At 60.5% G+C, this 19,606-nt stretch carries 20 protein-coding genes; 16 read left to right on the plus strand and 4 right to left on the minus strand.

Annotation, left to right across the window (positions count from 1 at the left end; all coding sequences use genetic code 11):
* Nucleotides 1-128 precede the first annotated feature (128 nt).
* The 8 genes from AC1DX4_RS00080 (at nucleotide 129) to AC1DX4_RS00115 (ending at nucleotide 9,745) form a co-directional block, all read left to right on the plus strand.
* The gene (locus AC1DX4_RS00080; protein ID WP_477218383.1) at nucleotides 129-932 is read left to right on the plus strand and encodes a glycosyltransferase family 25 protein; all 804 of its coding nucleotides are present in this window, start codon (nucleotides 129-131) and stop codon (nucleotides 930-932) included.
* A gap of 391 nt (nucleotides 933-1,323) precedes the next feature.
* On the plus strand, nucleotides 1,324-2,121 hold the full coding sequence (locus tag AC1DX4_RS00085) for a glycosyltransferase family 25 protein (RefSeq protein WP_477218384.1): 798 nt from the start codon (nucleotides 1,324-1,326) through the stop codon (nucleotides 2,119-2,121).
* A 90-nt stretch (nucleotides 2,122-2,211) separates the two neighbouring features.
* Nucleotides 2,212-5,013 carry a [protein-PII] uridylyltransferase gene (locus AC1DX4_RS00090; RefSeq protein ID WP_477218385.1) on the plus strand — a complete coding sequence of 934 codons (2,802 nt, stop codon included), beginning with the start codon at nucleotides 2,212-2,214 and terminating at the stop codon, nucleotides 5,011-5,013.
* Nucleotides 5,014-5,185: 172 nt separating this feature from the next.
* Nucleotides 5,186-6,784, plus strand: a complete 1,599-nt coding sequence (murJ, locus tag AC1DX4_RS00095) for a murein biosynthesis integral membrane protein MurJ (protein WP_477218386.1) — start codon at nucleotides 5,186-5,188, stop codon at nucleotides 6,782-6,784.
* A gap of 171 nt (nucleotides 6,785-6,955) precedes the next feature.
* Nucleotides 6,956-8,023: a tryptophan--tRNA ligase gene (trpS, locus tag AC1DX4_RS00100; RefSeq protein WP_477218387.1), complete on the plus strand. Its 1,068-nt coding sequence runs from the start codon at nucleotides 6,956-6,958 to the stop codon at nucleotides 8,021-8,023.
* A gap of 105 nt (nucleotides 8,024-8,128) precedes the next feature.
* Nucleotides 8,129-8,620: a universal stress protein gene (locus tag AC1DX4_RS00105; protein ID WP_010913128.1), complete on the plus strand. Its 492-nt coding sequence runs from the start codon at nucleotides 8,129-8,131 to the stop codon at nucleotides 8,618-8,620.
* Nucleotides 8,621-8,766: 146 nt separating this feature from the next.
* Nucleotides 8,767-9,336, plus strand: a complete 570-nt coding sequence (locus AC1DX4_RS00110) for a NifU family protein (protein WP_477218388.1) — start codon at nucleotides 8,767-8,769, stop codon at nucleotides 9,334-9,336.
* An 82-nt stretch (nucleotides 9,337-9,418) separates the two neighbouring features.
* Nucleotides 9,419-9,745, plus strand: coding sequence for an NIPSNAP family protein (locus AC1DX4_RS00115; RefSeq protein WP_477218389.1), 327 nt, complete (start codon nucleotides 9,419-9,421; stop codon nucleotides 9,743-9,745).
* 148 nt (nucleotides 9,746-9,893) lie between these two features.
* Here the strand turns inward: AC1DX4_RS00115 and AC1DX4_RS00120 are convergent, their stop codons facing one another.
* The gene (locus tag AC1DX4_RS00120; protein WP_477218390.1) at nucleotides 9,894-10,511 is read right to left on the minus strand and encodes a L,D-transpeptidase; all 618 of its coding nucleotides are present in this window, start codon (nucleotides 10,509-10,511) and stop codon (nucleotides 9,894-9,896) included.
* Nucleotides 10,512-10,737: 226 nt separating this feature from the next.
* Here AC1DX4_RS00120 and cueR point away from each other — a divergent pair, with 226 nt between their 5' ends.
* The 6 genes from cueR (at nucleotide 10,738) to AC1DX4_RS00150 (ending at nucleotide 15,346) form a co-directional block, all read left to right on the plus strand.
* Entirely contained in the window at nucleotides 10,738-11,160 is a 423-nt protein-coding gene (cueR, locus tag AC1DX4_RS00125; protein ID WP_477218391.1) for a Cu(I)-responsive transcriptional regulator, read from the plus strand.
* Nucleotides 11,161-11,318: 158 nt separating this feature from the next.
* Nucleotides 11,319-11,651 (plus strand): sunset domain-containing protein, encoded by a 333-nt coding sequence (locus AC1DX4_RS00130; RefSeq protein ID WP_477218392.1) that lies wholly within the window; start codon nucleotides 11,319-11,321, stop codon nucleotides 11,649-11,651.
* 826 nt (nucleotides 11,652-12,477) lie between these two features.
* Entirely contained in the window at nucleotides 12,478-12,645 is a 168-nt protein-coding gene (locus tag AC1DX4_RS00135) for a hypothetical protein (protein WP_477218393.1), read from the plus strand.
* Between the two features lie 858 nt (nucleotides 12,646-13,503).
* Nucleotides 13,504-14,130, plus strand: a complete 627-nt coding sequence (locus AC1DX4_RS00140) for a hypothetical protein (protein ID WP_477218394.1) — start codon at nucleotides 13,504-13,506, stop codon at nucleotides 14,128-14,130.
* A 351-nt stretch (nucleotides 14,131-14,481) separates the two neighbouring features.
* On the plus strand, nucleotides 14,482-14,901 hold the full coding sequence (locus tag AC1DX4_RS00145; protein ID WP_477218395.1) for a DUF4258 domain-containing protein: 420 nt from the start codon (nucleotides 14,482-14,484) through the stop codon (nucleotides 14,899-14,901).
* The gene (locus AC1DX4_RS00150) at nucleotides 14,894-15,346 is read left to right on the plus strand and encodes a helix-turn-helix domain-containing protein (RefSeq protein ID WP_477218396.1); all 453 of its coding nucleotides are present in this window, start codon (nucleotides 14,894-14,896) and stop codon (nucleotides 15,344-15,346) included. The genes AC1DX4_RS00145 and AC1DX4_RS00150 overlap by 8 nt, the downstream gene beginning before the upstream one ends.
* Nucleotides 15,347-15,390: 44 nt before the next feature.
* Here the strand turns inward: AC1DX4_RS00150 and AC1DX4_RS00155 are convergent, their stop codons facing one another.
* Nucleotides 15,391-15,663, minus strand: a complete 273-nt coding sequence (locus tag AC1DX4_RS00155; RefSeq protein WP_477218397.1) for a hypothetical protein — start codon at nucleotides 15,661-15,663, stop codon at nucleotides 15,391-15,393.
* Nucleotides 15,664-15,674: 11 nt separating this feature from the next.
* Between AC1DX4_RS00155 and AC1DX4_RS00160 the strand changes: the two genes are divergently transcribed.
* On the plus strand, nucleotides 15,675-16,421 hold the full coding sequence (locus AC1DX4_RS00160) for a DUF3800 domain-containing protein (protein WP_477218398.1): 747 nt from the start codon (nucleotides 15,675-15,677) through the stop codon (nucleotides 16,419-16,421).
* A 166-nt stretch (nucleotides 16,422-16,587) separates the two neighbouring features.
* On the opposite strand, the gene AC1DX4_RS00165 is transcribed toward AC1DX4_RS00160, so the two are convergent.
* Entirely contained in the window at nucleotides 16,588-17,553 is a 966-nt protein-coding gene (locus AC1DX4_RS00165) for an IS1595 family transposase (RefSeq protein WP_477218399.1), read from the minus strand.
* A 111-nt stretch (nucleotides 17,554-17,664) separates the two neighbouring features.
* Here AC1DX4_RS00165 and AC1DX4_RS00170 point away from each other — a divergent pair, with 111 nt between their 5' ends.
* Nucleotides 17,665-18,165 carry an MmcB family DNA repair protein gene (locus tag AC1DX4_RS00170; protein ID WP_477218400.1) on the plus strand — a complete coding sequence of 167 codons (501 nt, stop codon included), beginning with the start codon at nucleotides 17,665-17,667 and terminating at the stop codon, nucleotides 18,163-18,165.
* A 235-nt stretch (nucleotides 18,166-18,400) separates the two neighbouring features.
* On the opposite strand, the gene nhaA is transcribed toward AC1DX4_RS00170, so the two are convergent.
* Nucleotides 18,401-19,597: a Na+/H+ antiporter NhaA gene (gene nhaA, locus AC1DX4_RS00175; protein WP_477218401.1), complete on the minus strand. Its 1,197-nt coding sequence runs from the start codon at nucleotides 19,595-19,597 to the stop codon at nucleotides 18,401-18,403.
* Nucleotides 19,598-19,606: the final 9 nt, after the last annotated feature.

The raw sequence follows: 19,606 nt of genomic DNA on the forward strand, positions 1-19,606 counted from the left end.
GGGCTGTGCCGATTTTTCTCGTTTCGAGTCCGTCCAGGGCTGGTCGCCCCGAAAAAGCCCACATTGAGTAGCGGAGCGTATTCTAATATACGCCGACCCCTCCAACGTGATGCCGATCCCGTCGAGACATGAAATGTCTGGTCATCAATCTTGATCGGTCACCTGACCGGCTTGCCCATGTCACGGCGGAGTTTGCCCGCATCGGCATCGCCTTCGAACGAATCACCGCAATCGACGCCCGCGAGCATCCGGACCTGATGCTCCAGCCGCAGCATGCGAAGTACGCCATACGGCGCCTGTCCCCCAGCGAGATCGCCTGCATGCACAGCCATCGCGCCTGCTGGGCTGTCATTGCTCATGACGAAGCGCCCTTCGGCGCCGTCTTCGAGGACGACATTGTGTTCTCCGCGAATGCCGGCGCCCTGCTTGCCGATGGTGGCTGGATTCCGGCCGATGCCGATGTCGTCAAGATCGAGACATTCTTCAGCAAGACCATGATCCAGAGGAAGAAGACCGCTGTCGGTCACGGTTTTTCCGTGTTCAGGCTCCGCAAGAGCCATATGGGGACCGGCGGCTACATCCTCTCCAGACAGATGGCGCGCGATCTGCTCGATGCCACCGCGCAGGCCAACGCGGCCGCCGATGACATCCTCTTCAACCCGGTGTTCCCGACGTCGGGTGAAAAGACGATCTACCAGCTTGTTCCGGCGCTCTGCGCGCAGGACCAGTTCATGGGCAACAGGCTGCCAAGCCTGCTTTACGAGGAACGCGAAGCCGAATGGATCGCAAGCGGGCTGACCACGAAACGCCGAAAACCCCTCCGCGAAAAGATGAGAGTGGAAACCAGGCGCGTCGCCGAGTGGATTGTCGACCACTGCAGATTACGGCGGTACACGGTTGTCCCCTTCGATCCACCAGAAGCAGAACGATAGACCTGTTTCCGGCCGCCAGGGCCTGATATCCGGCGCGGCCACAACGCGCAGAGACATCCGTGAAAAGCCAGCTTATCCGGCACCCACGGTTGGAAACTGCTTGACCTCGAGGACAATCTTGGGCTCCGGGCGAATTCCGCCTTGCCGCCAGTGACCTTGAATAGAAAATTCCTCCGGCCACCCGCAACATGTCATCCCCCGGTAATCCTGGGAAGATAGTCTGGTTCAAAAGCTTGGCTTTCTGATTTTGGCATAATATCCACTCCAGAAAAGATCAACAACCATAACGTCATCTGTGCTAGAAGGCTCCTGCGCTGCTTGGCGGCTCCCGCCGGTTCCGGTGGAAGCAAGGATTTTGTACAAAGAATTTTGAACAGAATAGCTCGTAAGAATGAAGCGTCTGGTTATCAATCTCGATCGATCTCCCGACCGGCTTGCCCACATGGCGTCGGAGTTCGCCCGTATCGGCATCGGGTTCGAGCGGGTCGCGGGGATCGATGCCAAGGAACATCCCGACCTGGTACTGCAGCCGCAGCACGCAATACACGCCATCCGGCCGCTCGCCGGCAGCGAAGTCGCCTGCCTGCATAGTCATCGCGCCTGTTGGACGATCATTGCCCAGGATGACGCCCCGTATGGCGCCGTATTCGAGGACGACATGGTCTTCTCCAGCAGAGCCGGAGCCTTGCTGGGCGATACGAGTTGGGTGCCGGCGGACGCCGATGTCGTGAAACTCGAGACGTTCTTCTCCAGAACCGTGATCCAGAGGAGGAGGACCTCCGCCGGACATGGTTTTTCCATGGTCCGGCTCCGCAAGGGCCATCCGGGGGCTGGGGGGTACCTGCTTTCGCGGCAAATGGCACGAGACTTTCTGAAGGCAACGGCGCAGATCAACATAGCCGTCGATGACCTCATCTTCGACCCCATCATGTCAGCCGGCAGGACTGTCTACCAACTTGTTCCCGCGCTCTGCGCGCAGGACCAGTTCGTCGGCGAAAGGCTGGCAAGCCTGCTTGACCAGGAACGCGACGCCGCGCGGACCGTGAGCGGGCTTATGACAAGGCAGAGGAAGCCGACTGCGGTGAGAATCAGCAGAGAGGCCAGGCGAACCATGAGGTGGATCGCCGATTTCTGCAGATTCCGGCAACGGATTGTCGTTCCCCTCGATCCGATCGACGCAACGGAGTAGGCCGCTTGCCGGGCCACCGGCAGGCCCCATACCCAGCGCCGCGAAAACGCGCTATAGACGCCGCCCAAATGGCAAGGCCAACCGGTACCTATGGCGAAAATCTCCCTGAAGCTCGATGAACTGATCGACGGCGAAGCCTTGCGCCGCGAGATGACCGCGCTGACGACGGCCACGGCCGGCGACGGTTCCGGAGCGGCCGCCCGCGCCGGCGTTCTCCAGCTTCTCAAGGCCCGGCTTGCCGAAGGCCGAAAGATCGCCGAGGCCATGCTGAAGCAAGATGGCGGCGGCAACGCCTGTGCCGAGCGGCTGTCGCATCTCATGGATGAGCTGATCCGGGCGCTCTACGATTTCGCGGCGACGCATGTCTACCGGGTGAAGAACCGTTCGTCGGCCGAACGCATGGCCGTTGTCGCGGTCGGCGGCTATGGCCGCGGCACGCTGGCGCCTGGATCCGACATCGATCTTTTGTTCCTCTTGCCCTACAAGCAGACGCCGTGGGGCGAGCAGACCGTCGAATACATGCTCTACATGCTGTGGGATCTGGGCCTAAAGGTCGGCCACGCCACCCGCAACATCGATGAGTGCCTGCGGCTGTCACGCACCGACATCACCATCCGCACCTCGATCCTGGAAGCGCGCTTCCTGTGGGGCGAACGCAAGCTCTATGACGAGCTGATGCTGCGCTTCGACCATGAGGTGGTGCGCACCACCGGCCCGGAATATGTCCAGGCCAAGCTCGCCGAACGCGACGATCGCCATGCCAAGGCCGGCGAGAGCCGCTATCTGGTCGAGCCCAACGTCAAGGACGGCAAGGGCGGCCTGCGCGACCTGCAGACGCTGTTCTGGATCGGCAAGTATTTCTACCGGGTGCGTACCGGCGAGGAACTGGTCGACAAGGGCGTCTTCACCGAGGCCGAGTACCGCGAGTTCCAGAAGGCCGAGGACTTCCTGTGGGCAGTGCGCTGCCACATGCATTTCCTCACCGGGAAGGCCGAGGAGCGGCTGCATTTCGACATCCAGCGCGAGATCGCCGAGCGGCTGGGTTACACCACCCATCCCGGCCTGTCGGCAGTCGAACGCTTCATGAAGCACTACTTCCTCGTCGCCAAGGATGTCGGCGACCTGACCCGCATCTTCTGCGCCGCGCTCGAGGAGGAGCAGGCCAAGCATGTGCCGGGCTTCAACCGCATCTTCCTCACCTTCCAGCGCCGCAAGCGCAAGCTCGCCGGCACTTCGGACTTCATTGTCGACAACCATCGCATCAACATCGCCGACGATCAGGTGTTCGAACGCGATCCGGTCAATCTGCTGCGGCTGTTCTGGTTCGCCGACAAGCATGGGCTGGAGTTCCACCCCGATGCGCTGAAGCTGCTGACGCGCTCGCTTGGCCTGGTCAACAAGTCGCTGCGCCGCGACGAGGAGGCCAACCGGCTGTTCCTCGACATATTGACCTCGGACCGCAACGCCGAACTCAATCTGCGGCGCATGAACGAGGCCGGGCTGCTGGGCCGGCTGATCCCCGATTTCGGCAAGATCGTCGCCATGATGCAGTTCTCGATGTATCACCACTATACGGTGGACGAGCACCTGATCCGTTGCATCGGCGTGCTGGCCGAGATCGAACGCGGCGATGGCGAGAAGGTGCATCCGCTGTCGCATTCGCTGATGCCGGGCCTGAAGAAGAGCCGCGAGGCGCTCTATGTCGCCGTGCTGCTGCACGACATCGCCAAGGGCAGGCCGGAGGACCACTCCGAGGCCGGCGCCCGCATCGCGCGCCGCATCTGCCCGCATATGGGGCTGTCGCCGGCCGATACTGAAACGGTCGCCTGGCTGGTCGAGAACCACCTCGTCATGTCGATGACGGCGCAGACGCGCGATCTCAACGACCGCAAGACGATCGAGGATTTCGCCTCGGTCGTGCAATCGGTCGAGCGGCTGAAGATGCTCCTGATCCTCACCGTCTGCGACATCAGGGGCGTTGGACCCGGTGTGTGGAACGGCTGGAAGGGCCAGCTGCTGCGCACGCTCTACTACGAGACCGAACTGCTCCTGACCGGCGGCTTCTCGGAAGTGTCACGCGCGCAGCGGACGGCAGCGGCGCGCGAACGTCTGGCCGAGGCGCTCGCCGACTGGCCCGACAAGGCCCGCAAGCGCTATGTCGGGCTGCACTATGAGAACTATTTGCTGGCCGTGGACCTGCCGGACCAGATTCGCCACGCCGAATTCATCCGCGAGGCGGACGTGTCGGGCAACAAGCTCGCCACCATGGTCAAGACGCACCAGTTCGAGGCGGTGACCGAAATCACCGTTTTGGCGCAGGACCATCCCCGTCTTCTCTCGGTCATTGCCGGGGCGTGCGCCGGGGCGGGCGGCAACATCGTCGACGCGCAGATCTTCACCACGTCTGACGGCCGCGCCCTGGACACGATCCTGATCTCACGGGAATTCGACCGCGACGAGGACGAGCGGCGGCGCGCCGAGCGCGTCGGCCGGCTGATCGAGGACGTGCTGTCGGGTAAGAGCTGGCTGCCGGAGATGATCGAGAAGCGCACCAAGCCAAGGCGCGGATCCAAGGTGTTCAAGATCCCGCCACGCGCCGAGATCCGCAACACGCTTTCGAACCGATTTTCGGTCATCGAGGTCGAGGGCCTCGACCGCCCGGGCCTGCTGTCGGAGATCACCGGCACGCTGTCCGACCTGTCGCTCGACATCGCATCGGCACACATCACCACTTTCGGCGAAAAGGTCATCGACACCTTCTATGTCACCGACCTCACCGGCCAGAAGATCGACAGCCCGGCCCGCACCGCCACCATCCGCAACCGGCTGATAGCGGCGCTCGAAGGCATCGCGCCCGAACGCGGCGGCAAGGCCAAGGCGGCCGCCGAGTGACTGCCATCCTCACTTTGTCCCAATCCCTAGAGCTGTTCACCGTTTCCCAGAAACGACGGACAGCTCTAACTCTTTGTTTTAACGCAATTTCAAAGGGAAAGCGCTATGCGCTTTTCCCGGGAAAACCGCTTCACACTTTTCCTGGAATTGCTCCAAGGCAGTCTTCGAACGCATGAGCCTAGTCAAGAAATTCGCAACGGTCGCTTCCGGCACGCTGATGAGCCGCGCGCTCGGTTTTGGCCGCGAGATGCTGATGGCCGCCGCACTCGGCACCGGACCGGTGGCTGATGCCTTCAACGCCGCCTTCCAGTTTCCCAACACCTTTCGCCGGCTGTTCGCCGAAGGCGCCTTCAACGCCGCCTTCGTGCCGCTGTTTGCCAAGGAGATCGAAACGCACGGCACCGACGGCGCCAAGCGCTTCTCGGAGGAAGTGTTCGGCGTGCTGTTTTCGGCGCTTCTGGCGCTGACCATCGTCATGGAACTGGCGATGCCGCTGATCGTGCGCTACCTGGTGGCGCCGGGCTTCGCCGACACGCCGGGCAAGTTCGAGACGACCGTCGCCCTGGCGACGGTCATGTTCCCGTATCTCATCTGCATGTCGCTTGCCGCCATGATGGCGGGCATGCTGAATTCGCTGCGCCGTTACTTCGCGGCGGCGATCGCGCCGGCGTTCCTCAACGTCATCCTGATCAGCGTGCTAGGCTATGCCTGGTATCATGGGCTGGATGCCCGTGCTGTCGGCTTCAGCCTGTCCTGGGGCGTGCTGGCGGCGGGCCTCGTGCAACTTGCCATCGTCTGGGTGGCGGTGCGCAATGCCGGCATCTCGATCGGCTTCCGCCGGCCGAAGATGACGCCGAACGTCAAGCGTCTGCTGATCCTGGCGCTGCCGGCGGCGATCACCGGCGGCATCACACAGATCAACCAGCTGATCGGCACCGCCATCGCGTCGGCGCAGGACAGCGCCGTGTCGTCGCTCGCCTATGCCGACCGCGTCTATCAGCTGCCACTCGGTGTCGTCGGCGTGGCGGTGGCAATTGTGCTGTTGCCGGAACTGTCGCGGGCGCTGAAATCGGGCAATCTCATCGAGGCGGCCAATCTGCAGAACCGCTCCGTCGAGTTCACCTTGTTCATGACCTTGCCGGCGGCGGCAGCACTCTGGGTGATGGCGGAGCCGATCGTGCGGCTGGTCTATGAGCGCGGCGCGTTTGCTGCCAACCATTCGACCCCGACAGTGGCGGCGATCCTGGCGATCTTCGGTCTTGGCCTGCCGGCCTTCGTGCTGATCAAGGCTTTCACCCCCGGCTATTTCGCCCGCGAGGACACCCGCACGCCGATGATCTTCGCCGCTATCTCGGTGGCGGTGAACGTCGCCACCGCGCTGACGCTGTTTCCCAGGATGGGTGCACCCGGCATTGCGGTCGCTTCAGCCGTGGCCGGCTGGGTTAACGCGCTGATGCTGCTTGCCGTGCTGATCCGGCGCGGCCATTGGGGCCGAGACGTGCCGCTCCTGAAACGCATTCCCCGGCTGGTTCTGTCGGCGGCGGTAATGGCGGTGGCGCTGTATTTCGCCGAGCACTATTTCGCCGCAAGGCTCGGGCCGGGCTCGCCGCTGGTCATCAAGGCAACGACGGTGCTTGGCCTCGTCGCCGGCGGCGCTGCGCTCTACTTCATCACCGCCTTTGCCACTGGCGGCGCCGATTTCGGCATGATCCGGCGCAATGTCGGGCGCAAGGGAGTGCCGCCGGCCGCAAAGACCGGCATCGACGACTAGAGCCTCCATCGACCTATAGCACCATCTTGATCGCGGCGGCGTCTTCGTCCATAAGCGCGCCGTCGCAAGACTTTCGCCGCGCGCGGTTTCCAGCCGCATGATTGGCTCCAAAAAGTCTGCAACTTTTTGGAATCATGCTTATACGGCCCTCCACAAGCCATGAGGAAACCCATGTCCGCCTTCAAGCCACTCGTCTTTTCCGGTGTCCAGCCGACCGGCAATTTGCATCTCGGTAATTATCTCGGCGCCATCAAGAAATTCGTCGCCCTGCAGGACACCTCCGACTGCATCTACTGCGTCGTCGACCTGCATTCGCTGACCGCGCAACTGGTCCATGACGACCTTGCCGACCAGACGAGGTCCATCACCGCGGCGTTCCTCGCCTCCGGCATCGACCCGAAGAAGCACATCGTCTTCAACCAGTCGCGGGTGATGCAGCATGCCGAGCTCGCCTGGATCTTCAATTGCGTCGCGCGCATCGGCTGGATGAACAAGATGACGCAGTTCAAGGACAAGGCCGGCAAGGACCGCGAAAATGCCTCACTGGGCCTGCTCGCCTATCCCTCGCTGATGGCCGCCGACATCCTGCTCTATCGCGCAACGCATGTGCCGGTGGGCGAGGACCAGAAGCAGCATCTGGAACTGACCCGCGACATCGCGCAGAAATTCAACAATGATTTTTCGGGCCGCATCGCCAGCCTTGGCGTTGGCGTCGAGATGCAGGTCGGCGAGGAGACGGTGAACGGCTTCTTCCCGATCACCGAACCGGTCATCGGCGGCCCGGCGGCGCGCATCATGAGCCTGCGCGACGGGTCGAAGAAGATGTCGAAATCGGACCCGTCGGACCTGTCGCGCATCAATCTGACCGACGATGCCGACACCATCTCGAAGAAGATCCGCAAGGCCAAGACCGATCCCGAAGCCTTGCCTGGTGAAGTCGACGGGCTGGAAAGCCGGCCGGAAGCGGAAAACCTGGTCGGCATCTATGCCGGGCTGGCCGAGATGTCGAAGGCCGATGTGCTGAAGGAATTCGGCGGCCAGCAGTTTTCGGTGTTCAAGCCAGCGCTGGCCGACCTTGCGGTGGAGAAGCTGGCGCCGATCGCCGGCGAGATGCGCCGCATCGAAGGCGACCGCGCCTATGTCGACGCGGTGCTCAAGGATGGCGGCGAACGCGCCGGCGTGCTGGCTGAGACCACCATGAAGACGGTGCGCGACATCATCGGGCTGCTGCAGGGCTGATCCCGACCGTCAGTGCAGCGCACCATACTGGCCTAAGGCCCGGCGGCTTGCCGCCGGTCTGCCGCGGTGGCAGATTGCGGCCGAAATGACACCAGGTAGATAGACATGGTCTCCAAACGCCTCAGCCGCGAAGCCGGTCATCGCAGGAAATTCCTGACGATCATCGACGACACGCCCGAGTGCGAGCGCGCCGTCGCCTACGCCTCGAAGCGGGCGCAGAGCACCAGTGGCACGCTGGTGCTGCTCTATGTCATCGTGCCGGACGATTTCCAGCACTGGCTGGGCGTCGAGAAGATCATGCGCGAGGAGGCGAACGCCACGGCGCGCGCCGCTCTCGACGGCTATGCCAACAAGGTGCGCCAGAAGCTCGGCATCGAGCCGGAGATGGTGGTGCGCGAAGGCAAGCCGACGGAAGAGATCCACAAGCTGATCGAGGAAGACCAGGACATCGCCATCCTGGTGCTGGCGGCCGGCGCCGGCAAGGAAGGCCCCGGACCTCTGGTCGGCGCCGTGGCTGGCAAGGGTGCGGCCTTCCCCATTCCGGTCACGGTCGTGCCGCAAAACCTTTCGGACGAGGAAATCGACAGTCTCGCTTGAAGCCCGCCCGGGATCCTGTTCCCCAGCCAGCAAAAACATTCCGCCAGCCAGCCGTTCGGGCGACGCGTTTCGCTTGAATGTCCAGCCGATAGAGCCTATTTAGAACTATTCCAAACTATCTGCCCGAAACGGGCATGGAGACGGCCATGTTCATCCAGACCGAATCGACGCCCAATCCGGCGACGCTGAAATTCCTGCCTGGCAAGGAAGTGCTGCTCGAAGGCACCGCCGATTTCCGCGATGCGGACAGTGCGGCAACCGCCTCGCCGCTCGCTGGCCGGCTGTTCGAGATTCCCGGCGTCACCGGCGTTTTCTTCGGCTACGATTTCATCACCGTGACCAAGGACGGCCCCGACTGGCAGCACCTGAAGCCGGCGATCCTCGGCGCCATCATGGAGCATTTCATGTCCGGCGCGCCTGTCATGGCCAAGGCCGGCCCGGCCGCCGAGACCAGCCTGACCGGCGAATTCTATGACAAGGCGGACGAGGAACTCGTCATCACCATCAAGGAGCTGCTCGACACGCGGGTGCGCCCGGCGGTGGCCCAGGATGGCGGCGACATCACCTTCCGCGGCTTCGAGAACGGCACGGTGTTCCTGCACATGAAGGGCGCCTGCGCCGGTTGCCCGTCATCGACGGCGACGCTGAAGCACGGCATCCAGAATCTCCTGCGTCACTTCGTGCCGGAGGTACAGCAGGTCGAGCAGGTCTCCTGACGCCCCTCTGATAATTCTAGCCTGCTGACCATCTGGTCCGATTTTCTGCGCTTCCGGCGCATCGCTCGGAAGGAACTCCAAAATGATCTACGAACTTCGGGTTTACCGGGCTTTGCCGGGACGCTTGCCGGCGCTTCTTGATCGCTTCGACAAGATCACCCTCAAATTATGGGACAAGCACGGTATCCGCCAAGCCGGTTTCTTTACCACGCTGATCGGTGCTTCGAACAACGAGCTGACCTACATGCTGGCATGGGAATCGCTGGCCGAACGCGAAGAGCGCTGGACGGCGTTCGTGAAGGACCCTGCCTGGGCGCAGGCGCGGGAAGATTCCGAGCGTGATGGCCCGATCACCGAGACAATCACCAACCAAATTTTGGCTCCCACCTCGTTCTCGGCGGTGTCCTGACCGCCGAGCGGGCGTCGCATCGCGCAAACAACAAAAAACCGGGCCGAATTGCCCGGTTTTCTGTTTGGGACGTCCGTTGTTGCCTAGACGGTCCGCGCACGAAACTTGTCTTCTCGTTTGACCATGATCCCGCGAGGGATCGTGGTCCTTACATCACGATGACCTTGGCGCCGACCGAGGCGCGGTCATAGAGATCGATGATGTCCTGGTTCATCAGCCGGATACAGCCCGACGACATCGCCTTGCCGATCGAATTCCATTCCGGGCTGCCATGCAGGCGGTAACCCATGTCGCCGCCCTTGTTGAACAGATACATGGCGCGCGCGCCGAGCGGGTTCTTCAGGCCCGGCTCCATGCCATCGGCGAACTTCGCCAGTTCCGGTTGGCGCCTGATCATTTCACGGGGCGGCGTCCAGGTCGGCCATTCGCGCTTCAGCGCGATGTGGGCAGTACCATGCCACTCGAAGCCCTCGCGGCCGACACCGATGCCGTATCGGATCGCCAAGCCGTCGCCCTCGACGAAGTAGAGGAACTTGTTTTGCGTATCGACGATGATGGTGCCCGGCTTTTCCTTGGTGTCGTAGTTCACTTCCTGCCGGTGAAACTGCCTCGGCACTTTTTCGATCGGGATGCGTGGCAATTGGTAGCCAGCATCGGTCACCGCGCCGTAGTCGTTGGAGAAGATCTGCCCGCCAATGGTGCTGCAACCGGCGATGGCGGTGGACAGCGCCAATGCGGCAATTATTGCAAGCGACTTCATGCGCATGAGATGATCCGGAGCCCCGCCCAAAGGTCAGCGGCACGAGTCGACCGCTTTCTTGCCATCATTCATGCTGGCATTTGCTTTGCTTGCCAAGCACACGATGCCTATATGCGTGGCCTTACCCGCGGGTAAGCGTATCACTATGGCATTTCGGCAACAGCCCTCCCTGGATTGTGAAGTAAATTCAATGGGGGCGACATCAAACGGTTACCTGGAATCGAGGATCAGCATGAATGTCGGCGACGCTGCCCATCGTTCAGGCCTGCCGGCCAAGACCATCCGCTACTATGAGGAGATCGGCCTGATCGCGCCGGTACGCGCCGCTAACGGCTACCGCGATTATTCCGGTGACGACATCCACCGGCTGGCTTTCCTGCGCCGCGCGCGCAACCTCGGCTTTTCCATCGATGATTGCCGCCAGTTGATGGCGCTCTACCAGGATCGTGGCCGCGCCAGCGCCGACGTGCGCGAGATCGCCGCCGCCCATGTCACGGCGATCGAGGAAAAGGTGCGCGAGCTGCAGTCGATGCGCACGACCCTGCAGAAACTGATCCATGCCTGCCATGGCGACAACAGACCGGACTGCCCGATCCTGGATGACATGGCAGGGGCTGCGGCGTCTGGCGGTGGAGCCGTTTCAGCGAGACCCTAGCAAGGGATTTCGGGCGGGCCGAGCGAGGCGGCTTTCCCCCGGGCGCTGCATTGGGTGCCGTCGGTCGCCATCCGATGGATGGGATCGCACGTCATTAAATTAGACATAGCTTATAGACTTGCCCTAACAACAGCCGCATTCTCCCGCCGGGAGGGGGAGTGGACAAGTCTCGCTACGACAATCATTCCGACCGCTGGCGAAAGCGTGCCATGCGTCGTCGTCGCTGGCGTCCCTCGCGCAACGCCATATCGTGGACATTGATCGCCGCGGCGATCGCCATCCTGGCCAGCCTGATTGCCGTCAAGGCCGGGCCGCCTCTCGTCGGTTGCGCCATCAAGGGCAACGTCAGCACCAACACGGGCGAGCGCATCTATCACGTTCCCGGACAGCAATATTACGCCGAGACCCGGATCAGCCTGTGGAAGGGCGAGCGCTGGTTCTGTTCGGAACAGGAAGCTCGGAAGGCTGGCTGGCGGAAGTCGAAACTATGAGGAAGTCCGGCCAGGTCTGGTGGAACAAGGGACTTCAGTCTTATTTGCGTGATTGCTAATATACATGTAGGTTAACCAACGCGGGGACAATCACACCCAAAAGCCCACACCCGCAATGGCCGGTGCAGCCCCCCCTATAAACCCAAAGCAAGCTGCGCCGGCCATTTCGCCAGCCATATTCCCCAACGTCAGCCTTTATATGCCGACTAACTAAAGTAACGGAACGTCCAATGGACATTAACGGAACCTAAACGGTCCCCTCAGACCTTTGCGCTCGGCACGCAAGACCTTAGTCCTGCCATTCTCCAACAAGAACGGAACTTGATGGGCACGACATAGGGCCACTCTGCAAAGGATCAATACCAGACTGCACTCAGCCGGATATTGCGCGATCACGGAAGACAGCTTCAGGCCGGGCCGGTCTGTACATTTGACAAACCATTGTCGCGTGAGCGCTCGCGCCCTGCCAGGCACCTTGTAGGAACGACCCGGCACGCTCAGTCGGGGGGGACATGGGGTCGTGCCGGGTCGTTGCGGGTCAGGCTTTTGGGATCGTCTCCCGCGCGGCCAAGGCTATATGCATATTAGGAATAGCTCAATTAAGACTGAAGTCCCGTCACCGGACTGCTCAGTTGTGAAGGCAGCACCTGCCCTGCGCCGTTCCACCCGATGAAGTCGATTTCATTCCTGCTGGCAACAGTTCCTGCGGTCACCTATCGAAGGCGATTGTATATTTGACAGACCGATACACCCAAAAGAAGTCAGGACCGGTTCTTGAAGGCTTGATTTGAAGGGCATACCGTCACCCGGGGGGCTTGGTGACGCAATGTTGAACGACGACAAAGGCGAGCGGCTTTGGGCTTTGGACCTTGACGCTCTGCGCAAGGCTTTCGAAACATACGTTCGAGAGCACAAAACAACGGCTGCGGAGTGGGGCGAACACGCCAAGCGGTTCCTCGAAAAACAAAGAGTTCGCCAGGGTGAATCGCGCTGATCCCCAGCCGTAGGGGGGGGCACTCCGGTCCCGTAGCGTTCCACTGGATAAACCCGACTTCTCTCCTGCTGATTCCCTACGGGCCGCCATTCGGTCGTAGGGTTGTCAGACCCAATGGCCTCAGATGTTTCTACTTTCCTTGCGCCAGTGAGAGCTGGTGGGGGTCACCGGAAAGGGTGTGTTGTTCATCCGCTGGCTTGGCGCTGGGTCGCCGTCAGTATCGCGCTTGTGATTTGGCGTCTACGGGGCTCCACGCGCATTCTCTAGGAAGGGAGGCGTGGATGGGTCGGCTTATCCGGACGGTTTCAATTTTTACGGCTATCTTTGTCGCCAACCGTTCCCCTACGCTTGGTATTGGCAGATCGCGATTCTCGTGGCCGTCGTTACCGTCATACATGGAACTGCCTTAGCGATTAAATTCGCACTGGCACCACGCAGCAAATGATGCATCCCCGTTTCCCTACGGCTGGGTAGCGCCCGCCAAAGGATGCGCCGTTCATCCAGTGCAATACCCCGGGACCGTGAACTAAGGGCCACTACGGAAGCGACTGGCTAAATACTTCATCCAACGGAACCGCGTTTCGAATGCGACGATGGCTGCGACCACCAGGGAGTTCCAGAAGGGGCCCAGACCGGCCAGCCTCATCGCGAAGAAGATGCCGACCCCCAAGATAAAATAGGACGAGACGAGTAGAACCTTGTGCAATGTCGGCGAGCCTCAATTTGCCCATTAGATAAGTCGCGCCGGCGCTATCACGTCAATGGCCGGATTAGTCAAACCGATAATTGCCCGTCGCAAGGCGATTATATATTTGACAGACCCGTGGCGAATCCGGGCGGTTCTGCTATGAATCGCGCATGGGGCAAGGTCGGGATTTTTACTGGAAATGGTTCAAGGGCGTCGTTTGGTCAGCGCCAAACGCCACGGACTTTTGGGCTGGCTTCATCGGCATTATCGGGCAGATTGTTACCCACTACAGACCAGACGTGGGCAAGCTGATGGATGCCTACATCTGGGAAATTCCAGTCTGGATTTTCGGCGCGGTCTTGTTGCTGCGCCTTTTCACGGTTCCGTTTCAAATCTGGAAAGAGGACCAGGCACAGCTTGCAAAGCTGGACACGCGCGGCGTCGATCGACGGCGGATAGTAATCAAGAACCGATTGGGCAAATTTCTGGAGGAAGCCAGAGAGCTAACCGCGCAATGCGCCACCACGGATGATGCTACAGCCTTAGAAGCCAACATGAACTTACTCCTCAACAAAGCATCGGACTTCATTGAAGCCGCTCTTGGTGCGGGTGAGGCAGCCCTGCTGAACAATCACGTAGGAACCTCGGTTATCTATTCGTCCGCAGGCAAGCCGAATGAAGCTCTAAGAACGGGCATGACATGGCGCATGGAACGGCTCGTCCAGATCATACAGCGCGCCGACACAGCGCCGATCAATCCTGATTTTGATCCGAAGTCCGACGCTACCCAGCCGTAGGGGAATGGCTCGGGCGGAATTCAAACTGAGACACTGCCCGGCACCGGGAATTGTTGACAAAGAAAGTATCATGGTGATACATAAGCGCATGTGATTCACCCCGTCTCCCTAGGAGCACGTGCTCCGGAAAGGAGGTGATGAGCATGAGCAAGAAGACGTTTACCGTTGGCCGCAGTGCGGTCTCGGGTCGGTTCACGACTGTTTCGACTGCGGTTCGCAAGCCGAGCACGCATATCGTAACGCACATCAAGAAGTGATTAAAAAGGGCGCCCTTACCTCCCAGGGCGCCCTTTCTCGTGGGATGGATTTTTTACCACATTACGAATTTTTAACGAAAGGACTACTTTTAAAATGTATCATAGTGATATACCTGACGTGAAACCAAAGGGGCGCGGGGGCGTTGTGGGTCGTGGTTGTGATTGGCCAAAAGGGCAAGCAACGGACGAGATCCGCACAATCGCCCGCTCGAAAGCGCTTACGATTTCCTATAAGCGCCATGCAATTGAGCGGATGGCCGAGCGCAACATCATCATGGGTGACGTGTTGTACGTCCTCAAAAACGGCTTTGTGCATATGGAGCCAATGGAGAGTACGCGACCGGCGTACAAAAAATATGCGATGGAAGGTCTTTGCCCCAACGGCAATAGCCGAACTCTGAGAGTGATAGTCGTTCCTGAGAAGACCGGCACCTTCCTAAAGATTGTTAGTGTTATGTGGGTCGACGAACCGTCTACCCGCGCAGGTACGTTGAATGGAGAATACGATGAATAGCCACCACTACACCGAATGCGGGCTGAAGAACGTTTTCATTAGCGGTCTTGAATTCGTAAACGACGATGAAGGTGACGAAGTCATCACTATCCCGGCTGTCAATGAGCTTCACCGCGTGATCGCTCTTGGCATCATCTCGCATGAGCACGGGATAAGCCCTGATGAACTCCGTTTCCTGAGAACAGAAATGGGGTATACTCAATCTGAGCTTGCAATGCTTGTTCACCACGACAAGCAGTCGGTTGGACGGTGGGAGCGAGGCGAGTTTGTAATTGACGGGTCGGCGGAGACGATCATCCGGCGTCTGGCGATTGAAAAACTCGATTTGGCTTCTGGAGCTGGCATGGATGAATTGTCGCGCCGGAGTGTGCACACTCTGAAGCCGCAGCCGATCCAAATTCAGCACAGCAATGATGATGGATACCAGCTTCTAGCTGCCGCTTAGATCATGGTCCTGGTGCCRTCCCTCCCGCGCGACTGGGAGGGACGCTACTTGGTGTATTTGCCAGCTTTGATCAGCGGCCAAGCTTCAGCGTACGGCATGATGCTGTCGTGCTTCGACTTCCAATGAGCATCTATCCCGTCCCATCCATTGCCCTGAAAGACGTGCTGGCATTCAGGGCAGACCTTCAGTCCATGGGTTGCCGTGACTACCTTCTTCAACACGCGATCAAAGGCTTCCTCAGACTGGTCTGTCTCCAGATCGTGGGCGGCTTCCTTGAATTTCTGATACTGTTGTTTCTCTTGCGACTCAGTAGCCATTACGGCCTCCTATGCAGTCTCCGGACGACGACCTTATCAGAAATATCTACATCGACGAAAGCAGCCAGAACCAGCACCGGTTCTTGGTGCTTGGCGGCATCATAGCGCCGCGCCGTGTGGCCGAGGCTTTGAACGTTGCGTGCAAATTCATCCGCCGCAAGGAGTTGCCCGGCTCTGAGTTGAAGTGGACCAAAGTCTCGTTGGCGAAACTTGAAGCCTACCAGCAGATTGTGGATCAGTTTTTCATTGGCGAATGGTATGGCGGCCCTGTCGAATTCCATTGCCTGGTTGTCGAAATGGCGCGCCGGAATGAACATGCCTTCAACAGCGGCAACCGTGAGATTGGCTTCAACAAGGAAATCTACCAGCTCCTTATGAAATTTGGCCGGCTCTATGGCGACTGCCTTTTCCACGTCTACCCGGACAAGCGCGAGACAAATACCCCGCTAGATGAAATCCGTTTGATGCTGAATCGAGGCATCAAAAAGAAGGGCGATCAGCGGGATTGGCCGTTTAGGAGACTCCACTTTCGAGGCTCGCACGATGAGCCGTTGTTGCAGTTGACGGACCTCCTAATTGGCGCGGTGGCTTTCCATCTCAATGGCCATAGGAAGGTCGCTGGCGCGTCTCCAGCCAAGTGCTGGCTGTCTGACTACATTCTGGACAAGGCGCGCGTATTAGACCCAGCGCGCGATACGGCGGTGAAGGGGAAATTCACTATTTGGCACAGGCAGATGAGAGGCGTCCCCCGGCCCTAGCTTTCGCCTCCGTCTTGGACGGGTTCCCTACACTTGGCAGGGGTTTCGGGCCGAGGGAGGCCCTAAATATAGGCGAAACCGCCTTAAGACTCAACGCTTATTCCGTTTCCGAAACGGTTGACCTTTCCAAAGGGGTAGCTGCAACTGGACCGGCTTCCGGTAGTGGTCATGCTTCGCTGTGATGAGGCCCATGATAGGTCAGGCGCTTACCCTTGGTACCCTTCAAGGCGATGAGCGAACGAACGTTGTCTTCAATTCCCATGGCCGAGCGGTTCGAATAGCGGAAGTCGAACTCTGCCAGATAGCGGTGCAGATGGTGTTCGGCGCAATGCTGGTAAACGCCCTTCATGCCGCGCTTGAAGATGCTGTAATAGCCCTCGACGGTATTCGTGTGGATGGTCTTTTCGCCATCGTAGCGAACGTATTCGTCCTTGGAATGCGTGACGACATCGTGCGACGCGAATTCCTGGCCCACGCGGCGGTACATGCCAGCTTCATCCGTCATCAAGGCGCTTTCCTTGGCGATGTTGGCGCGGACGATAGGCATAACCGTTCCAATGCGGGCAGTATCGACATGGAAGGAACGAGCGCGGCCACCGCGTTCGACAAGCGTAACAACGGTGTTCTTATGCGAGCCGCCACCGGTCTTGACCGGGGTGCCAGCCAGACGGCCAATGTAGGTTTCGTCAACCTCAACGGTCTTGCCATTGCCACCCATGGGCGAGAAGTCGCCAGAGCGCATGGCCTCGCGAATGCGATGGCAGAGAAACCAAGCGGTCTTGTAGGTGACTTCCAAGACGCGGTGCATCTGGTGGGCGCTGATACCCTTCTTGGACGAGCACATAAGATGGATAGCCTGCAACCACTTGTGCAGCGGCAAATGGCTTTCCTCGAATATCGTGCCCATGCGAACCGTGAACTTCTTGCGGCAATCCGAGCACTTGTAGAGGCCATGGATTTCGACGCCGTGAGGGTTCTTCTTGGAAGCCTTCGTGCGACCGCCCTTCAATGCGTAGTGCTTTTCCATCGAGCCGCAATGGTGGCACACCGGACCCTGCGGCCAAAGCATACCCTCGACATGTTCGAAGGCGGCGGCTTCATCGTGGAAGTAGGGGCGGGACAGGACGGACATAGCGATAACTCCTTGGATTCGTTATCGCATAGTCGTTTGGGTCTGTCAAATATATAATCGCCCGTCGCAAAGGGGTTCAAACCGTGAACAGAATCTGGCATGGTGGCTGTCATGCCGATCATTTCCCCCATCGCAATCAATCCCCTTATCGACGGCCGCCAGTCGGAACGCGCCATGCTGGTGCGGCGCGGCGTGCAGCGGCTGCTCATGGAAATGGGCGCGCATGTGCTGCCTGAATTGTCGCTGGCCACCGGCCGCCGCGCCGACCTCGTGGCGCTGACCCGGCAGGGCGACATCTGGATCATCGAGATCAAATCCTCGATCGAGGATTTCCGGGTCGACCGCAAATGGCCCGACTACCGACTGCATTCCGACCGCTTCTTCTTCGCCACCCATCCCGGCGTGCCGGCGGACATCTTCCCGGAAGAGTGCGGCTTCATTCTCTCCGATGGCTACGGCGCCGAGATCCTGCGCGACGCGCCGGAGCATCGCATGGCGGCGGCGACGCGCAAGGCGCTGATGCTGCGTATCGCCCGGGCCGGTGCCTCGCGGCTGCTGGCGGCGGAACTGGCCGGTGTGTCGGTGCCTGCGCTGGAGGGGGAGAGCGAGTAGTTCGAAAAACCCGGATTCCTCGCCCCACGCAGTGGGGAGAGGTGGCCCGGCGAAGCCGGGACGGAGAGGGGCTGGCGCGGCATCTGAGATTGTCGCATCAGGGAGCTGACAAGCGCCCCCTCTTTCATTGTGCTCTGGCTTCACGGAGGGCGTCCCCCTCTCCGTCCCGGCTTCGCCGGGCCACCTCTCCCCCGCTTTGCGGGGGTGAGGAATCCAAGAGCCACGAATCGCGCCCCTACTCCGTCTCTTCTTCCACCCCACCCGCGGCCGGCGCCATCAGCAGCACGGCGGCGCCAAGAATGGCGGCGATGAAGGAGCCGGCGAGGATGCCGACCTTGACCGCATCCTGCAGGGCGACATCGCTGGCGAAGGCGAGCAGGCCGATGAACAGGCTCATGGTGAAGCCGATGCCGCAGAGCAGCGAGATGCCGACCATGTGCGACCAGCCGGCATGAGCCGGCAGGTCGGCCAGGCCGAGCCGGATTGCAAGTGCGGAGGAGCCGAACACGCCGACCAGCTTGCCGACCACGAGGCCGGCGGCGACGCCCAGCGTCAACGGCTCGATCAGCGCGCCGAAGCTCAGGCCGGCGAGCGAAACGCCGGCATTGGCAAAGCCGAAGATCGGAATGACGAAGAACGGCACGATCTTGTGCAGGCCATGCTCGAGCCGGTGCAGCGGCGAGTGGTCGAGGTCGTGGCCAATCCCGGCGGAGCGTTCGAGCGGAATGGTCAGCGCCAGCGCGACACCGGCAAGCGTGGCATGGACGCCCGATTTCAGCACCAAGACCCACAGGATGGCGCCAAGCACGAGATAGGGCACCAATGTCATCACCCGCATGCGGTTGAGCACGATGAGCACCGCAATGACGGCGAAGGCGGCGCCGAGATAGGCCAGCGACAGGCCGCTGGTGTAAAAGATGGCGATGATGATGACGGCGCCGAGGTCGTCGATGATGGCAAGCGCGGTCAGAAAAACCTTTAGCGAAGCCGGCACGCGACTGCCGAGCAGCGACAGCACTCCAAGCGCGAAGGCGATGTCGGTGGCGGTCGGGATCGCCCAGCCGGATAAGGCCGGCCCATTGTTGCGGTTGATCAAGACATAGACCAGCGCCGGAACCACCATGCCGCCGGCCGCCGCGACACCGGGCAGGACCCGGCGCGGCCAGGTCGAAAGCTGGCCGTCCAGCATCTCGCGCTTGATCTCCAGCCCGACGAGCAGGAAGAACACCGCCATCAGCCCGTCATTGACCCAGTGCGAGACGCTGAGCGGGCCGAGATAGGCATGGAGAACGGAGAAATAGGTTTCGGCGAGCGGCGAATTGGCGACGATCAGCGCCACTGCCGCCGCCACCATCAGGATGATGCCGCCGGCCGCTTCGCTGTCGAGAAATTCGCGGAAGACGGAAACCGGCCGCTGTTTCAGATCCTGCATGTCGCCTCC

Source organism: Mesorhizobium sp. P3_A8 (assembly GCF_056402995.1).

What these genes read in the sequence shown, in the direction of transcription:
- AC1DX4_RS00160 (WP_477218398.1), top strand. Translation starts at nt 15,675, where the DNA reads ATGCAGTCTCCGGACGACGACCTTATCAGAAATATCTACATCGACGAA.
- murJ (WP_477218386.1), top strand. Translation starts at nt 5,186, where the DNA reads ATGAGCCTAGTCAAGAAATTCGCAACGGTCGCTTCCGGCACGCTGATG.
- trpS (WP_477218387.1), top strand. Translation starts at nt 6,956, where the DNA reads ATGTCCGCCTTCAAGCCACTCGTCTTTTCCGGTGTCCAGCCGACCGGC.
- AC1DX4_RS00080 (WP_477218383.1), top strand. Translation starts at nt 129, where the DNA reads ATGAAATGTCTGGTCATCAATCTTGATCGGTCACCTGACCGGCTTGCC.
- AC1DX4_RS00105 (WP_010913128.1), top strand. Translation starts at nt 8,129, where the DNA reads ATGGTCTCCAAACGCCTCAGCCGCGAAGCCGGTCATCGCAGGAAATTC.
- AC1DX4_RS00155 (WP_477218397.1), bottom strand. Translation starts at nt 15,663, where the DNA reads ATGGCTACTGAGTCGCAAGAGAAACAACAGTATCAGAAATTCAAGGAA.
- cueR (WP_477218391.1), top strand. Translation starts at nt 10,738, where the DNA reads ATGAATGTCGGCGACGCTGCCCATCGTTCAGGCCTGCCGGCCAAGACC.
- AC1DX4_RS00165 (WP_477218399.1), bottom strand. Translation starts at nt 17,553, where the DNA reads ATGTCCGTCCTGTCCCGCCCCTACTTCCACGATGAAGCCGCCGCCTTC.
- AC1DX4_RS00110 (WP_477218388.1), top strand. Translation starts at nt 8,767, where the DNA reads ATGTTCATCCAGACCGAATCGACGCCCAATCCGGCGACGCTGAAATTC.
- AC1DX4_RS00150 (WP_477218396.1), top strand. Translation starts at nt 14,894, where the DNA reads ATGAATAGCCACCACTACACCGAATGCGGGCTGAAGAACGTTTTCATT.
- AC1DX4_RS00135 (WP_477218393.1), top strand. Translation starts at nt 12,478, where the DNA reads ATGTTGAACGACGACAAAGGCGAGCGGCTTTGGGCTTTGGACCTTGAC.
- nhaA (WP_477218401.1), bottom strand. Translation starts at nt 19,597, where the DNA reads ATGCAGGATCTGAAACAGCGGCCGGTTTCCGTCTTCCGCGAATTTCTC.
- AC1DX4_RS00120 (WP_477218390.1), bottom strand. Translation starts at nt 10,511, where the DNA reads ATGCGCATGAAGTCGCTTGCAATAATTGCCGCATTGGCGCTGTCCACC.
- AC1DX4_RS00090 (WP_477218385.1), top strand. Translation starts at nt 2,212, where the DNA reads ATGGCGAAAATCTCCCTGAAGCTCGATGAACTGATCGACGGCGAAGCC.
- AC1DX4_RS00115 (WP_477218389.1), top strand. Translation starts at nt 9,419, where the DNA reads ATGATCTACGAACTTCGGGTTTACCGGGCTTTGCCGGGACGCTTGCCG.
- AC1DX4_RS00170 (WP_477218400.1), top strand. Translation starts at nt 17,665, where the DNA reads ATGCCGATCATTTCCCCCATCGCAATCAATCCCCTTATCGACGGCCGC.
- AC1DX4_RS00145 (WP_477218395.1), top strand. Translation starts at nt 14,482, where the DNA reads ATGTATCATAGTGATATACCTGACGTGAAACCAAAGGGGCGCGGGGGC.
- AC1DX4_RS00140 (WP_477218394.1), top strand. Translation starts at nt 13,504, where the DNA reads ATGGGGCAAGGTCGGGATTTTTACTGGAAATGGTTCAAGGGCGTCGTT.
- AC1DX4_RS00085 (WP_477218384.1), top strand. Translation starts at nt 1,324, where the DNA reads ATGAAGCGTCTGGTTATCAATCTCGATCGATCTCCCGACCGGCTTGCC.